Below are 14,814 nucleotides of genomic sequence, written 5' to 3'. Positions count from 1 at the left end.
TATCGATCGGCGGCGGCGGCGGGATTCAAGCGGGTGTCTCCGTGGGGCGGTCGCCGTGGGCGGCGATCCGGTATGGCTCGAATGATAAGCACGCTTATTATATCTTCGCTTATCGACGGGTCGCGAGCCGAGGGCCGTTTCCGGCTTGACCCTATAATCGCCGCATGGACAAGACCTACGAGAACCGGATCGGCTACCTGATTTCCGACGTGGCCCGCCTGCACGGACGCCTGTACGACCGGCGCGCGAAGCGCATCGGCCTGACGCGCGCGCAGAGCCGCGTGCTCGCATACCTGACGTGGAAGGGCGAGATGAATCAGGCGCGGCTCGCGGAGTGGCTCGAGATCACGCCGATTTCGCTGACGCGGCTGCTCGACCGGATGGAGAGCTGCGGCTGGATCGAACGCATCGCGAACGACGACGACCGGCGCGCGTTCGTGATCCGGCTGACGGACAAGTCGCGCGAGATTTTTCCGCAGATGCTCGAGGTGGGTGATGCCGTTGCCGACGACGGACTGCGCGGCTTCACGCCGGACGAGCGCGAAACGCTGGTGCGGCTGCTCGGGCGCATGCGCCACAACCTGATCGACTGCGGCGGCGAGTAACGCGCGGCGCCCACCGGGCGCGCCGGGCGGCGGAGGCGATCTCCGCAGGCATGCCGGGCGTCATGGCGCCGGCGCGGCGCGTTGCCGGCGGCGGACGGCCGTTCCGGCGCTGCCCGGCGCTGCCCGGCGCTGCCCGGCGCTGCCCGGCACTACCCGGCACTACCCGGCACTACCCGGCACTACCCGGTGCGGTTCGCGTGAAGCCGCACGCTCAACGGGCCAGCGCCGCCAGCGCGGAGGCCGCCAGATACAGCCCGACCCCGTACGACAGATGCGTGACGAGACTGCGCCGGCGCGCGACGCCCGGATGCGGCGTGCGCGCCGCCGCAATGCCGAAGCCGAACGCCGGCTGCATCACGAAGAATGGCGCGACCACGCTGGCGAGGCCGGCGACGAGCGCGGGGAGCGGCGTCGGCATGCCGATCCATGCCGTGCCCGCGATCGCGACGGGCAGCGCCGCGAAGGCGATGCCGATCGCGTAATGCGCGAGCCAGCCGAGCGCGCGTTCTCCCGCCACGGGCGGCGCGGCGGCGATCGACGCATGCCGGAACCGGCCGTGCATCATGTGGCCGATCCAGCGACCGACCAGCGCATAGTCGAGCGACGGCGTGCCGAACACGCGCCGCCGAAACGACGCCCACAGATCCATCATGAGCGTGGCGCCCGCGCCGATCGGCACCAGGCTGAGCAGCAGGTCGGGCAGTCTCATCGCGCGCCTCCACGGAGCAGCGTGGCGGCGGCGGGGTGCGGCGGGTTGCATCGGGATTTCGGCGGTTTCATGGCGGTCCGGGCTTGTCTTTACGGAGTGGAGCGGCTATCTTGCAACTTCAAGTTCACTTGAGGTCAAGCATGAGCCTGCTGGACATTGCGGACGTCGCGCGACGCTCGGGATTGCCCGCGTCGACGTTGCGCTACTACGAGGAAAAAGGGCTGATCGCCCCGCACGGCCGCCACGGGCTGCGACGGCAATACGACGAGTCGGTGCTGGAGCGCCTCGCGCTGATCGCGCTCGGCCGCGAGGCCGGGTTCTCGCTCGACGACATCCTCGCGATGGTCGGCGCGGATGGCCGGCCGGAGATCGATCGGACGAAGCTCGACGACAAGGCCGACGAACTCGACCGCACGATCCGCCGTCTCGGCGCCGTGCGCGATGCGCTGCGGCATGCGGCCGTGTGCCCGGACTCGAGCCATCTCGAATGCCCGTCGTTCCGGAAGCTGCTGCGCATCGCCGCGCATCGCAATCCTGCCCGCCGCACGAAGGCGGACGGCGCGTAGGCGGGGAACGCCCGCACCGGCGGGTTGCCGTGGCGCCGGCGGAGGCGCGCCGCGTCGCCGTGCCGGACATCGCAAACAGGAACGACGGGGTTGCCGCGTGTGGTTTTTACTTGTGCTTTATGTGCTTCCCGCCGCGTATGCGGCATCGAAGGTCGGGCCGCATTACGGGTTCTTCGCCGGTTGCGCGACCATGGCCGCCGTGCTGGCGGCGCAGACCGTGTTGCTGAACTGGGGGGCCGCCGCGCTAAGGCGGCGCACGGCTGACGGGCAGCCCGGCGGGGCAACCGCGCCGGGCGAGCCGGCCGCCAGCCCGGAAGACGAGCCGGCCGACGCGCCTGACGACACCCCCGACGACACGCCCGATATGCCGCTTCGATACGGCGAGCGGGCGCGATTCAAGCAACTGGTGCTGATTGCGGGCAGCCCGCGCGCCGAGGCCACGCGCCGTTTCTACGACAAGGCGAGGCAGACGGTCGAAGCGTTCGTCGAGGTCGAGGCGGGCCCCGACGGTTCGGGCGCGGCGATGGTGTCGGCGGCCGAACTGGCCGCGGCGGACGGCCTGCCGGCCGTGCCGCCGGGCGAGACGCTCACCGTGTTCGTATCGAACGACGGCGCGTGGTCGGGGTTCCGCGTCGGCGACGACAGCTTCCGGTTCCGCCACGGCGCGATCACGGGGCTGCAGCTCACGCTGGTGATACCGGTGCGCTGGACGGGCGGCTACTCGGTGACGTTCCGGTTCGACGTGCCGAAACGGGAGGGGACTGCCGGATACGTCTCGCACTCGACGTGGTTCAATCTCGGCATGGAGCACTCGGCCCGCCACTCTCGCGCGCTTACCCATGCATGTCGCGAGATCGCGTCGGTGCTCGACGTGCCGTTCGACGTCGACGAAACCTCCGACGACTGATTCACCCCGCGTAATACACGCGGCATTCCATCTCGCGCCCGCGCACGATGCGCTTGCCGACGAGCGCCCCGTGCGTTTCGGTGAAGACGGTGCGCTGGTGCTCGCACTGCACGGCGTCGTAGAAATAGAGCGAGACCCAGTCCGTCGGGCGGCAGGATTCCGGCGTGCGCATCGCCGCATGCAGGCACAGCGCCGTGAAATGCCACCCGCCCTTGGTCATGTGCATGACCGGCGGCGGCACGTACGCGTCCGCGTTCAGCCGCCGATGGGCGAGCGTGGGCAGCACGCCGGCCGCGGCCCTGTTGCGGTACAGGCGGTCGATGTAGAGCATCAGTTCGACGGGCGGCTCCGTGTCGGGGGCGGCGTCCTCCGCGTGGCCCTGCCAGCGGCGGCGGCGGCTCAGGACGTCGTCGAGCGCGGTGCGGATGCCGGCCGCGCGCCGCGGGCCGACGCCGGAGATCGTTTCGAGCTGGCCGTTGCGGGCCGCGCGTTCGAGTTCCTCGAGCGTATCGATGTGCAGCAGGTCGTGAATCCGCAGCGCGAGCGCGTGGCCGATGCCCGGCACGGCCTCGAATGCGGACGTGCGCACGGCGTCGCCGCACAGCCGGTCGAGCTGGCGCCAGCGCCCCGTCACCAGCAGCTCGGCAATCGCCTGCGCGACTCCCGTGCCGATCTCGGGCAGCGTGCCGAGCGCGTCGACGCCGCCGCGCTCGAACAGCGCGCGGACGTCGAGGTCGAGCGCATCGACCGTTGCCGCCGCCGCTCGGTACGCGGCGACCCGATACGGGTTCGCCCCCTGGTCGGCCAACCGCTGCGCCGCCTCGCGCAGGCAGGCCGCGATACGCCGGTTTTCCTCGTACGTTTGGCTGGCGGTCGTCTGCATGGCGAAGGACCTGGGGACGCGCAAACGGAATGGACGCGGCGAACGATGCGCCGGTCGGCTCTTACCATTGTCGTAACGCGCGATGAAGAAAACTTGATGCACGTCAATGGCAAACGTAGCACAGGTGCGAAGCGCACGGTCGTGCCGGAAGCGGGCACGACCGTGCGTTTCCCGACGCGATCACGCGTCGAGAAACGACTGCGCGTTCTCCGCCTCGGCGGCCGTGCGCAATGCGGCGAGCGCCCGTTTTTCGATCTGCCGCACGCGTTCGCGCGACATGCCGGCGTCCTGCGCGATCGCGTCGTAGGTATCGGGCTCGGCGCCGCCCAGGCCGAACCGCCGGCGCAGCACCTCCGCCTCGGCCGGCGTGACCGAGCGCAGCAGCGACCTGACGCATTCGCGCATGCGCGTGTCGGCCAGTTGCTCGAACGGGCTGGCCGACGCCCGGTCCTCGATCAGCTCCGCGAGGCCGGTATCCGCATCGGGCAGCGGCGTGTCCAGCGACACGGGCTCGGCGGGCAGCGCGAGCACCGCGCGCAGCCTGTCCTCGTCGAGGCCGGTTTCGGCCGCGAGTTCGGCCGGCGTCGCCCGGCGGCCGGTGCGCTGATGAAAACGCAGCGCATGCCGCTGCACGCGCTGGTACTGGTCGCCCACGTGCACCGGCACGCGGATCGTGCGTGCGCGATCCGCGACCGCGCGTGCGATCGCCTGGCGAATCCACCACGTCGCATAGGTCGAGAACTTGAATCCGCGCCGGTATTCGAATTTCTCGATCGCGCGCATCAGGCCGACGCAACCGTCCTGCACGAGATCGGGCAGGTCGACGCCGCGGTTCATGTACTTGCGCGCGATCGACAACACGAGCCGCAGGTTCGCCTCGAGCATCGCGCGGGTGGCGTCGCGCACCTTCTGCTGGCCTTCGCCGAGTGCGGCGGCCAGCGCCCGCCGCGCGACCGTGTCGAAGCGAGCCGCCTCGCCGGTTGCGGCGCCGTGCGGCTCGGCCGCGAGCGTGCGCACGACGCGGCTGGCCTCGTCGACGGCCGGCGCGTGCCACGCGATCGAACCGAGCAGGCCGGCCACGCGGTCGCGCGCGTCGCGGTATTCGGGCGAACGGACGCCGTGTGCGTGCAATGCGTCGCGCAAGGCCGCGACGGCTGCCTGCGGCGCATCGTAGCCGGCCGGTGCGGGCGTGTCGGCATCGTCGTCGGCCGCGCCGGCCGCAGCCGTTGCGCCGTGACTCGCCAGCAGCGCGTCGACCGCCGCCGGGCAGCCCGCGAGCGCGTGCAGGATCTGGTGGCGGCCGGTCTCGATCTCGCGGGCGAGTACGATCTCGCCTTCGCGCGTGAGCAGCGGCACCGCCTGCATGCGCCGCAGGTAGAGCGCGAGCGGGTCGGTGGACGCGCTCGTGCCCCGGGCGAGGTCGCCGAGCACGGCGCGGCCTTCGTCGAGCGCATCGCGATCGACGTCGACCGGCGTCGTGCCGGCGAACGGTGCGGGCGTGGCCGGCTCGTCGAGCACGGCGATGCCGATGTCGGCGAGCGCGGCGCGCACGACGTCGAGCGCGTCGGGGCTGTCGCTTTCGGGCGGCAGCGCGTCGACGAGGTCGGCGTGTGTCAGATAACCCTGTTCGCCGGCGAGCGCCAGCAACTGGATGATCGGATCGAGCGGCGTGTCCGCCCGGAGCGTGGGGCGTGGCGTAGTCATGGCGATGGCGGCGCGAGCCGCGTTCCTGTCTGGGCGGCCCGAAGTCCGCCGGTTCGGCCGCCGGTTGCTCGCGGACACCCGTCCGCGCCGGTCGGCCCGACATCGTTCAAGTTGAGGGCATTTGCGCGAACTTCAACGCGTACACGGCGGGCGATCGCGACCGTTCCTGTCTGGAAACAAAAAGTAACCGATCAAACCTGCGGAAATCTGCAGGGGACGTAAGCTAGAGTCAGGCGCGCGCCCGACGGCGACGCGCGGATTCTGCCGGAGCATGAGATGAACCCGATTCCTGCCGCGAGGCATGCGATATTCGCGTTGGCAACGCTGACCCTCGGCGGCTGCTATTACACGAGTCCTTATGGCTATACACCTTACTACGCGCCGGCACCGGCCACGCTGACGCAGCGCGAGACCCCCGTCGCACCGGCTGCGCCGGGTACCGTTGCCCCGGGCCCGGCTCCGGCGGCGAGCACCGCGCCGCCCGCGAGCTACGCGGCTCCCGCCTACGACGTCACGCCGGCCTATCCGCTGCCGTATCCCTATCCGTACCCGTATCCGTACTATGCGCCGGCGTATTACCCGGGCTGGTACGGCTGGGGCGCGCCGGCGATCTCGGTCGGCTTCTGGGGCGGCTGGGGCGGTTACTGGCACGGACGCGGCGGCTACTGGCGCCGCCCGTGGGGCGGCGGCTGGGGCGGCCATCGGCACTGACCGGCGCGCGGCGGCGCCGCGCGGGAGAGCATCATGAGGAACACGATTGTCCGAAGCCTGTGCGTCGTTCTGTTCGGCCTTGCGGCCGCGCCGGGCGTGGCCGATGCGCAGAGCACCGCCTACACGAATTCGCCGGCCGAACTGTATGCGGGGCCGGCGCCCGACTATCCGGTGGTCGCGCAGATCCCGCCCGACACGGCGCTGGACGTATTCGGCTGCCTGAGCGACTACTCGTGGTGCGACGTCGCGCTGCCGGGCGTGCGCGGCTGGATCGATGCGCAGTTGCTCGAGTATCCGTACCAGGGCAGCTACGTGCCGTTGTTCGACTACGGCGCGATCATCGGCGTGCCGATCACCGGATTCGCGATCGCCGCGTACTGGGATCGCTACTACCGCAACCGGCCGTGGTATCACGACCGCGACCGCTGGGCGCATCGTCCGGAGCCTCGGCCCGGCCCCGGCGGGATGCCGCCGGGACAGGGGCATCCGCCGCCGGGCGGGGCGATGCAGGCGGCACCGGGCGGCCCGCCGCCCATGCATGACGCGCGGCCGTCGGCGGCGCGCGGCGGCTGGAACGGCGCGATTCGCACGCCGCCGCCGAACGTATTGCGTCCGCCGCCCGCGCAGGGCGGCGAGGCTCGCGCGATGCCGCCGGCGCGCCAGGGCGGCAATTCCGGCGCGCGGCCGCAAGGCGGCGGCAACGGCGGTGGAGGTCACGGCGAGGGCAGCGGCAACGGCAACGGCGGCGGGGGCCCCGACGAATTCCGTCACTGACGTTGTCGGCCCGGCCGGTTTCCCCCGGCGCCGGACGAAAAAAAGCCGCTCGTCAGAGCGGCTTCCGGATCGGGCGAGCGGGCGGTCGTACGGCCCGCGGGTCGGCCGGCTGCGCGTTGCCGGCAGCCGGCCGCACCGGCCCGGTCAGTCGTCGAGCAGAGACTGGTCGCGCACCGCGCCCTTGTCGGCGGACATGACCAGCTTCGCGTAGGCCTTCAGCGCCGCGGACACCTTGCGCGGACGCGGCAGCGCCGGCTTCCAGCCCTTCGCGTTCTGCGCTTCGCGGCGGCGCGCCAGTTCATCGTCCGACACCAGCACGTCGATCGTGCGGTTCGGGATGTCGATGCGGATCTTGTCGCCGTTGCGCACGAGGCCGATCGCGCCGCCCGCCGCCGCTTCGGGCGAGCAGTGGCCGATCGACAGGCCCGACGTGCCGCCCGAGAAGCGGCCGTCCGTCAGCAGCGCGCACGATTTGCCGAGCCCCTTCGACTTGATGTAGCTGGTCGGGTAGAGCATTTCCTGCATGCCGGGGCCGCCCTTCGGGCCTTCGTAGCGCACGATCACCACGTCGCCGGCCTTGACCTTGTCGTTCAGGATGTTCTCGACCGCTTCGTCCTGCGATTCGGTCACGTGTGCGGTGCCCTCGAACACGAGGATGCTCTCGTCGACGCCGGCCGTCTTCACCACGCAGCCGTCGAGCGCGATGTTGCCGGTCAGCACGGCGAGGCCGCCTTCCTTCGAGAACGCATGCTCGTACGAGCGGATGCAGCCTTCCGCGCGGTCGAGGTCGAGGCTCGGCCAGCGCGTGTTCTGGCTGAACGCGACCTGCGTCGGGATGCCGGCCGGGCCGGCCAGGTAGAACGTGCGGACCGCCTCGTCCTGCGTGCGGACGATGTCCCACTGGTCGAGCGCGTCCTTCAGCGTCGGCGCGTGCACGGTCGGCACGTCGGTGTGCAGCTTGCCGGCGCGCTCGAGCTCGCCGAGGATCGCCATGATGCCGCCTGCGCGGTGCACGTCCTCGATGTGGTACTTGTTCGTGTTCGGCGCGACCTTGCACAGCTGCGGCACGGAGCGCGACAGGCGGTCGATGTCCTTCATCGTGAAGTCGATGCCGGCTTCCCGCGCGATCGCCAGCAGGTGCAGGATCGTGTTGGTCGAGCCGCCCATCGCGATGTCGAGCGTCATCGCGTTCTCGAATGCCGCGAAGCCGACCGAGCGCGGCAGCACGCGTGTGTCGTCCTGCTCGTAGTGCTGGCGCGTCAGCTCGACGATGCGGCGGCCGGCGCGCTTGAACAGCTGTTCGCGATCGGCGTGCGTGGCCACCACCGTGCCGTTGCCGGGCAGCGACAGGCCGAGCGCTTCGGTCAGGCAGTTCATCGAGTTCGCGGTGAACATGCCGGAGCACGAGCCGCAGGTCGGGCAGGCCGAGCGTTCGACTTCGGCTACATCGGCGTCCGAGTACGACGCGTCGGCCGCGATCACCATCGCGTCGACGAGGTCGAGCTTCTTCAGTTCGACGGTCTTGGTGATCGGGTTCGCGAGGCGCGTCTTGCCGGCTTCCATCGGGCCGCCCGACACGAAGATCACCGGGATGTTCAGGCGCATCGCGGCCATCAGCATCCCCGGCGTGATCTTGTCGCAGTTCGAGATGCAGACCATCGCGTCCGCGCAGTGCGCGTTCACCATGTATTCGACCGAGTCGGCGATGATGTCGCGGCTCGGCAACGAATAGAGCATGCCGTCGTGGCCCATCGCGATGCCGTCGTCGACCGCGATCGTGTTGAACTCCTTCGCGACGCCGCCGGCTGCCTCGATCTCGCGCGCGACGAGCTGGCCGAGATCCTTCAGGTGCACGTGCCCGGGCACGAACTGGGTGAACGAGTTGACGACCGCGATGATCGGCTTCGAGAAATCGTCGTCTTTCATGCCGGTGGCGCGCCACAGCGAGCGCGCGCCCGCCATGTTGCGGCCGGCGGTGGAGGTCTTGGAACGGTAAATGGGCATTGTGGTTGCTGAAGAAATATCGCGGGAAAAGGGTGGAGGCACGGGGAATAAAGGCCTCTCTCGCGCCCGTGCGAACAACCTCTTGAGCTGCGCCCTGGGCAAACCACGCGATTATCCCACAGCCGCCGCGGGCGTGGCGCCCGTGCGGCCGGCAACCGGCGCGGGCGGCGCCGCCCGTCCGCCCGCCCGTGGAAACCCTTGCGGCGCCGGCTTGCAAGGCGGCCCGGCGGGCCGGCCGGCTCCGGCGCCGCGGCCGTCAGTCGAGCAGCGCCAGGATCTCGTCGTACAGCGCCCGCGGAATCCGCACGCCGTTCGCGATGCTGCGCGCGCGGGCGTCGAAGCGCCGTTGCGACGGCAGCCGCGCGCCCTGCGCGACGATCGATTCGAACATCCGCTCGCCGCGCGCGAGCCCCGCGTCGAGGTCGTCGCCGAGGAACACGTGCGGGTCGAACGCGATCACGAGCTCGCCGTGGCACGGCGTCGCGCCGACGCCTTCGTCGAAGTCCATCGATTCCCGGCTGGTCATGTCGCCGATCAGCGCGCCGCCGAGCAGCTCGACCATCGCCGCGAGCGCCGAGCCCTTGTGACCGCCGAACGTGCGCATCGCGCCCCTCAGCGCGGCCTGCGGGTCGGTGGTCGGCTGGCCGTCCGCGTCGATCGCCCAGTGCGGCGGAATCGCCTTGCCTTGCTTCGCATGCAGCTCGATGTCGCCGCGTGCGATCGCGCTCGTCGCGAAATCGAACACGAACGGCTCGCCACCGGGGCGCGGCCACGCGAATGCGATCGGATTCGTGCCGAATACGGGCTCGCGGCCGCCTTCCGGCGCGACCCAGCTATGGCTCGGATTCATCGCGATGCCGGCCAGCCCTTCGGCCGCGAGCGCCTCGACCTCGGGCCACAGCGCGGAGAAGTGGTAGCAGCGGTTGATGACCATCGCCGCGATCCCGTGCTGTTTCGCCATCCCGACGAGCACGGGCAGCCCGGTTTCGAAGCCGAGCAGCGAGAAGCCGCGATGCGCGTCGACCGCGACGATCGACGACGACAGCCGGCGCAGCGTCGGCGCGGCCTGCGGATCGACCTTGCCTTTCTTCAGCGACCGCACGCAGACGAGCAGCCGGTACACGCCATGCGAGTGGCATTCGTCGCGCTGGCCCTGCGTGATCACGCGGGCGATCGCGCGCGCATGCGCGTCCGACATTCCGTGGTGCGTCAGCACGCGCAGCGCGAGCGCATGGACTTCGTCGAGCGACAGGGTGACTTCGGCGCGGTGTTCAGACATGGTTCGCCTCCCGCGGCGCGGGGACGCCGTCGATGCGCCGCGGCACGTTCAGCGGATTGCCGTCGCGGAGCGCGTCCGGCAGCAGCGCGTCGGGCAGGTCCTGGTACGACACCGGGCGCAGGAAACGCTCGATCGCGCGCGCACCGACGGACGTCGTGCGCGTGTCGGACGTGGCCGGGAACGGCCCGCCGTGCACCATCGCGTGGCCGACCTCGACGCCCGTGCCGAAGCCGTTGACGAGAATCCGGCCGGCCTTGCGTTCGAGCGTCGCGCGCAGTGCGGCGAACAGCGCGGCGTCGCCGTCGGCGAGATGCGCGGCGATCGTCAGTTGGCCATCGAGCGACTTCAGCACGCGATGCAGCGTGTCGGCGTCCGGGCAGCGCACGATCAGCGATGCGGGGCCGAATACTTCGTCGCGCAGCTCGGGGGTGGCGACGAACGCGTCGGCCGACGTCGCGAACAGCGCCGCGCGGGCCTGATGGCGGCCGCCTTCGATGCCTTGCGCCAACGATTCGACCGACGCGTGATCGCGCAGCGCCGCGACGCCTTGCGCGTAGCTCGCGTGGATGTGCGGCGTCAGCATCGTCTGCGCGGCCGTCGCCCGCACGGCCTCGGCCGCCCGGGCCTCGAACGCGCGCAGCGCGGGGCCGTCGATCGCGAGCACGAGGCCCGGGTTCGTGCAGAACTGGCCGGCGCCGAGCGCGAGCGAGGCGACGAACTGCGGCGCGATCGTGTCGTGGCGCGCGTCGAGCGCGGCGGGAAGCAGCAGCACGGGATTGATCGAGCTCATTTCCGCATAGACGGGGATCGGCTCGGCGCGCGCGGCCGCGACGTGCATCAGCGCGAGGCCGCCGCTGCGCGAGCCGGTGAAGCCGACGGCCTTGATGCGCGGATCGGCGACGAGCATCCGGCCGATCTCGCGCGATGCGTCGAACAGCAGCGAGAACACGCCGTCCGGCATCCCGCACTCCTGCGCGGCCTGCCGGATCGCGCGGCCGACCAGCTCCGACGTGCCGGGATGCGCGGAATGCGCCTTGACGATCACCGGGCAGCCGGCCGCGAGCGCCGACGCCGTGTCGCCGCCGGCGACCGAGAACGCGAGCGGGAAGTTCGACGCGCCGAATACGGCGACGGGCCCGAGCGCGACGTTGCGCAGGCGCAGGTCCACGCGCGGCAGCGGCTTGCGCTCGGGGCGGGCCGGATCGATCCGCGCGTCGAGAAAACCGCCGTCGCGCACCAGCGACGCGAACAGCGCGAGCTGGCCGACCGTGCGGCCGCGTTCGCCTTCGATGCGCGCGCGCGGCAGGCCCGTCTCGGCGACGCAGCGCTCGATCAGGTCGTCGCCGAGCGCCATGATGTGGCGGCCGATCGCGTCGAGAAACGCGGCGCGGGCGTCGAGCCCCGTTTCGCGATACGTGTCGAACGCGTCGTCGGCGAGCGCGCAGGCCGTCTCCAGGTCGTTCAGGCTGGCGCCGCCGAAGGCGGGTTCGAGCGGTTCGCCGGTCGCGGCGGCGAGTGCATGGAGGGTGCCGTTCCGTCCGGTGACGACGGACTGGCCGATCAGGAGCTGGCCTGTGAGTTGCATGGTTTTCCTCGGAAAAAGCAGGGGCCGGACGCGGGATGCCCGGCCGGCGTGACGGTAAGAAAGGGGGGCGGGCGCGTCAGTCCTCGTCGTCGTCGAGCTGCAGCTTGTCGGCGGGTACGCCGGTGTTGGCGCCCCAGTAGTAGATGACGAGCGCGACGGCCGCGACGACGAGCGTGTCGTACGGATGCGCCAGCCGGCCCGTGCCGCCGAAGCCGCCGAAATACGACAGCACGATCATCGCGGCATGGAACGCGATCAGCCATGCGGACGAACGCACCTGCTCGGCGAGGCTCAGGTGCGCGGTCGGCACCCAGCGGCGGCACGCGAGATAGACGACGAACATCGCGATCTGCAGGCCGAGCAGCCAGGACACGGTGCTCCAGCCCGACCAGTAGACGATCAGCGCGGCGATCACGAACGACGTCGGGCCGGTGACGCAGAAGGCGCTCGCGCGGAACGGCCGCGGCAGGTCGGGCGCGGTGCGGCGCAGCGCGGCGACCGACACGGGCGCCACCGCGTAGCTGAGCACCAGCGCGGCCGACACGATGTTGATCAGCGCCTCCCACGACGGGAACGGCAGCGTCCAGAAGATCGCGAGGCCGAACGTGAGCCACAGGCCCGCGCGCGGGATGCCCGACGCTTCGTCGACGCGCGTGAAGACCTTGAAGAAGGTGCCCGTCTTCGCCCAGCCGTAGACGACGCGCGGCGTCGCGTTCATGTAGATGTTGCCGCAGCCGCTCGGCGAGATCATCGCGTCGGCGACAACCATCACGGCGAGCCAGCCGACGCCGAGCGCGAGCGCGATGTCGCGGTACGGCAGCGAGAACGCCTTGCTCACGTCGTGCCAGCCGGCGGCGAGCATGGCCGTCGGGATGCTGCCGATGAACGCGAGTTGCAGCAGCACGTAGATCAGCGTCGACAGCAGGATCGACAGGATCAGCGCGATCGGGATCGTGCGCTGCGGATTGCGCACCTCGCTCGCGACCGACACGATCGGCGTGAGCCCGAGGTACGCGAAGATGATGCCGCCCGCGGACACGGCCATCTCGATGCCCGGCATGCCGAACGGCGCGAAGCCGTGCACGGTCAGGTTCGCCGGCTTGAAGAACGAGAACAGCACGGCGATCACCGCCAGCGGCACGATGAACTTGAAGATGCTGATGATGTTGTTCGCCTTCGCGAACGTCTTCACGCTGGAATAGTTCAGATAAAAGAAGAAGCAGAGCAGCGCGGCCTGCACGAGCCAGCCGAGCGTGGTCGGGTCGCTCGATCCTTCGGCCGTCAGGCCCGGAAACCATGCAGCCGCGTACTGGCGCGCGGCGACCACTTCGATCGCGATCAGGCTCGAGAAGGCGATCAGCGTGATGAAGCCCATCAGGTAGCCGAGCAGCGGGCCGTGCGAGAACACCGGGTAGCGGACCACGCCGCCCGCGCGCGGCAGCGCGGCGCCGAGTTCGCAATAGACGATGCCGAGCAGCAGCACCGCGAAGCCGCCGAGCAGCCACGAGAAGATGCCGGCCGGCCCGGCGATCGTCGACACATGGCTCGCGGCGAACAGCCACCCCGAACCGAAAATGGCGCCGAGACCGATGAACGTGAGGTCGGTCAGCGACAGCTGTTTCTTGAACTTGCCGTGACCCGCGTCGGGGTGCGCGGAACCGGAAAGCGGGACGGACGGGTGTGCGTTGCCTTGGCCTGGCATGGGCTTGTCTCCTGGGGGAAGGGCGGCACAGGCGTGGGCCGCGCGCTCCGACGGAGCGGCGCGCACGCCTGCCGGCCGGCGTCGCCCGGTTCGAACGACCGGGGCGGGCCGCGGCCCGGTCACGCGCGGCGCGCGCCGGCGCCGGTGTGAGCGGGCCCGCAGGCCATGCCGGACCGGAGGCGGCGGCGCGCGAGGGGGAAGACCCGCGCGCCGCCGCCGGGGGAATCGGTCAGAGACCGACGTCGGGCAGCGCCGGACGCGTTTCGAGCGCCTTCGCGACGATCGCCTTCACTTCCGCGAGCGTGTCGCCCTGCAGCGCGAGGCGCGGCGGACGCGTGATCGCGCTGCCGCGGCCGACCAGTTCCTCGCACAGCTTGATGCACTGCACGAGGTCGGGGCGCGCGTCGAGGTGCAGCAGCGGCATGAACCAGCGGTACAGCGCGAGCGCTTCGTCGAACCGCTTCTGCTTCGCCAGGCGGAACAGCGTCTCGCCTTCCTTCGGGAACGCGTTCGACATGCCCGACACCCAGCCTTCGGCACCCACCGCGATGCTCTCGACCACGACGTCGTCGAGGCCCGCGAACAGCACGAAGCGATCGCCGACCGCGTTGCGCAGGTCGATGAAGCGGCGCGTATCGCCCGACGAATCCTTGAAGCAGACGATGTTCTCGCAATCCTGCAGCGCGATCAGCACGTCGGGCGTCACGTCGTTCTTGTAGATCGGCGGGTTGTTGTAGACCATCACCGGCAGGTCGGTGCTCGTCGCGACCGCGCGGAAGTGCGCGGCGGTTTCGTGCGGCTTCGCCGAGTAGACGAGCGCGGGCATCACCATCACGCCGTCGACGCCGACGCGCTGGGCCTCGCGCACCGTGTTGCGCGCGAATTCGGTCGTGAATTCGGCGATGCCGGCGATCACCGGAACCTTGCCGCCGGCCGCGTCGCGCGCGGCCTCGATCACCTGGAGCTTCTCGCTCGTCGACAGCGACGTGTTCTCGCCGACCGTGCCGCAGACCACGAGGCCCGACACGCCGTCGTTCACCAGGTTCCTGACCACGCGGTGGGTGGCGTCGATGTCGAGGGAAAAATCCGGCTTGAACTGGGTGCTGACGGCCGGGAAAACCCCGGTCCACTGAATGGCTTTGCGGCTCACTGAAATCTCCTACGTTCGTATCGGTCGGCCGACAGGGGTGTCGGTGTGGCAACCAGTATCGCCGTGCAAACGCCGATCACGCTTGAGTCGTATCGCGGAGCAAAATGACGAAATCGGCACAGCGGCCGGACGGCGCGGGGAGGGGGCGCGACACTATGCCGATTTCGTCGTCGTCCTCATCGAAAAGCCACAAGCGGACGGACGCACGACGGAGGAAGCTATGCTCCTTTCCCCA

13 protein-coding genes are annotated in these 14,814 nt (G+C 70.5%); 5 read left to right on the top strand and 8 right to left on the bottom strand.

From position 1 onward, the window contains the following. The first annotated feature begins 164 nt into the window (after positions 1–164). Entirely contained in the window at positions 165–605 is a 441-nt protein-coding gene (locus GQ56_RS0101410; protein WP_031396944.1) for a MarR family winged helix-turn-helix transcriptional regulator, read from the top strand. 211 nt (positions 606–816) lie between these two features. Here the strand turns inward: GQ56_RS0101410 and GQ56_RS0101405 are convergent, their stop codons facing one another. Next, a complete protein-coding gene (locus tag GQ56_RS0101405; RefSeq protein ID WP_031396943.1) occupies positions 817–1,314 on the bottom strand; it encodes a DUF2938 domain-containing protein in 498 nt (165 codons plus the stop codon). Between the two features lie 140 nt (positions 1,315–1,454). On the opposite strand from GQ56_RS0101405, the gene GQ56_RS0101400 reads away from it, so the two are divergent. Continuing rightward, positions 1,455–1,880, top strand: a complete 426-nt coding sequence (locus GQ56_RS0101400; protein WP_031396942.1) for a helix-turn-helix domain-containing protein — start codon at positions 1,455–1,457, stop codon at positions 1,878–1,880. Between the two features lie 97 nt (positions 1,881–1,977). Further along, positions 1,978–2,787, top strand: coding sequence for a hypothetical protein (locus GQ56_RS0101395; protein WP_152601603.1), 810 nt, complete (start codon positions 1,978–1,980; stop codon positions 2,785–2,787). Between the two features lies 1 nt (position 2,788). On the opposite strand, the gene GQ56_RS0101390 is transcribed toward GQ56_RS0101395, so the two are convergent. Together GQ56_RS0101390 and GQ56_RS0101385 are read right to left on the bottom strand one after the other, a co-directional pair. Next, the gene (locus tag GQ56_RS0101390) at positions 2,789–3,670 is read right to left on the bottom strand and encodes a helix-hairpin-helix domain-containing protein (protein ID WP_031396940.1); all 882 of its coding nucleotides are present in this window, start codon (positions 3,668–3,670) and stop codon (positions 2,789–2,791) included. Between the two features lie 180 nt (positions 3,671–3,850). Continuing rightward, positions 3,851–5,374, bottom strand: coding sequence for a sigma-70 family RNA polymerase sigma factor (locus GQ56_RS0101385; protein ID WP_031396939.1), 1,524 nt, complete (start codon positions 5,372–5,374; stop codon positions 3,851–3,853). Between the two features lie 276 nt (positions 5,375–5,650). On the opposite strand from GQ56_RS0101385, the gene GQ56_RS0101380 reads away from it, so the two are divergent. After that, on the top strand, positions 5,651–6,085 hold the full coding sequence (locus GQ56_RS0101380) for a hypothetical protein (protein ID WP_031396938.1): 435 nt from the start codon (positions 5,651–5,653) through the stop codon (positions 6,083–6,085). A gap of 33 nt (positions 6,086–6,118) precedes the next feature. Continuing rightward, the gene (locus tag GQ56_RS0101375; protein WP_031396937.1) at positions 6,119–6,859 is read left to right on the top strand and encodes an SH3 domain-containing protein; all 741 of its coding nucleotides are present in this window, start codon (positions 6,119–6,121) and stop codon (positions 6,857–6,859) included. Positions 6,860–7,003: 144 nt separating this feature from the next. Here GQ56_RS0101375 and ilvD read toward each other — a convergent pair whose 3' ends face one another. The 5 genes from ilvD to GQ56_RS0101350 form a co-directional block, all read right to left on the bottom strand. Further along, complete coding sequence (gene ilvD / locus GQ56_RS0101370; protein ID WP_031396936.1) at positions 7,004–8,863, bottom strand: dihydroxy-acid dehydratase; 1,860 nt, start codon at positions 8,861–8,863, stop codon at positions 7,004–7,006. A gap of 256 nt (positions 8,864–9,119) precedes the next feature. Further along, the gene (locus tag GQ56_RS0101365; RefSeq protein WP_031396935.1) at positions 9,120–10,142 is read right to left on the bottom strand and encodes an Ldh family oxidoreductase; all 1,023 of its coding nucleotides are present in this window, start codon (positions 10,140–10,142) and stop codon (positions 9,120–9,122) included. Next, complete coding sequence (locus GQ56_RS0101360; protein ID WP_031396934.1) at positions 10,135–11,727, bottom strand: aldehyde dehydrogenase (NADP(+)); 1,593 nt, start codon at positions 11,725–11,727, stop codon at positions 10,135–10,137. Before GQ56_RS0101360 ends, GQ56_RS0101365 begins: the two co-directional genes overlap by 8 nt. Positions 11,728–11,803: 76 nt before the next feature. Then, positions 11,804–13,429, bottom strand: coding sequence for an APC family permease (locus GQ56_RS0101355; protein WP_031396933.1), 1,626 nt, complete (start codon positions 13,427–13,429; stop codon positions 11,804–11,806). A 229-nt stretch (positions 13,430–13,658) separates the two neighbouring features. Continuing rightward, complete coding sequence (locus GQ56_RS0101350; protein WP_031396932.1) at positions 13,659–14,579, bottom strand: dihydrodipicolinate synthase family protein; 921 nt, start codon at positions 14,577–14,579, stop codon at positions 13,659–13,661. Positions 14,580–14,814 lie beyond the last annotated feature (235 nt).

It is taken from the genome of Burkholderia paludis (genome assembly GCF_000732615.1).
Lineage (GTDB): Bacteria > Pseudomonadota > Gammaproteobacteria > Burkholderiales > Burkholderiaceae > Burkholderia > Burkholderia paludis.
This window is presented reverse-complemented; position numbering and strand designations above follow the sequence as displayed.

Coding starts and splice junctions, on each gene's coding strand:
- GQ56_RS0101380 (WP_031396938.1), top strand. CDS start 5,651: ATGAACCCGATTCCTGCCGCGAGGCATGCGATATTCGCGTTGGCAACG.
- GQ56_RS0101410 (WP_031396944.1), top strand. CDS start 165: ATGGACAAGACCTACGAGAACCGGATCGGCTACCTGATTTCCGACGTG.
- GQ56_RS0101405 (WP_031396943.1), bottom strand. CDS start 1,314: ATGAGACTGCCCGACCTGCTGCTCAGCCTGGTGCCGATCGGCGCGGGC.
- GQ56_RS0101375 (WP_031396937.1), top strand. CDS start 6,119: ATGAGGAACACGATTGTCCGAAGCCTGTGCGTCGTTCTGTTCGGCCTT.
- GQ56_RS0101390 (WP_031396940.1), bottom strand. CDS start 3,670: ATGCAGACGACCGCCAGCCAAACGTACGAGGAAAACCGGCGTATCGCG.
- GQ56_RS0101385 (WP_031396939.1), bottom strand. CDS start 5,374: ATGACTACGCCACGCCCCACGCTCCGGGCGGACACGCCGCTCGATCCG.
- GQ56_RS0101355 (WP_031396933.1), bottom strand. CDS start 13,429: ATGCCAGGCCAAGGCAACGCACACCCGTCCGTCCCGCTTTCCGGTTCC.
- GQ56_RS0101365 (WP_031396935.1), bottom strand. CDS start 10,142: ATGTCTGAACACCGCGCCGAAGTCACCCTGTCGCTCGACGAAGTCCAT.
- GQ56_RS0101400 (WP_031396942.1), top strand. CDS start 1,455: ATGAGCCTGCTGGACATTGCGGACGTCGCGCGACGCTCGGGATTGCCC.
- ilvD (WP_031396936.1), bottom strand. CDS start 8,863: ATGCCCATTTACCGTTCCAAGACCTCCACCGCCGGCCGCAACATGGCG.
- GQ56_RS0101360 (WP_031396934.1), bottom strand. CDS start 11,727: ATGCAACTCACAGGCCAGCTCCTGATCGGCCAGTCCGTCGTCACCGGA.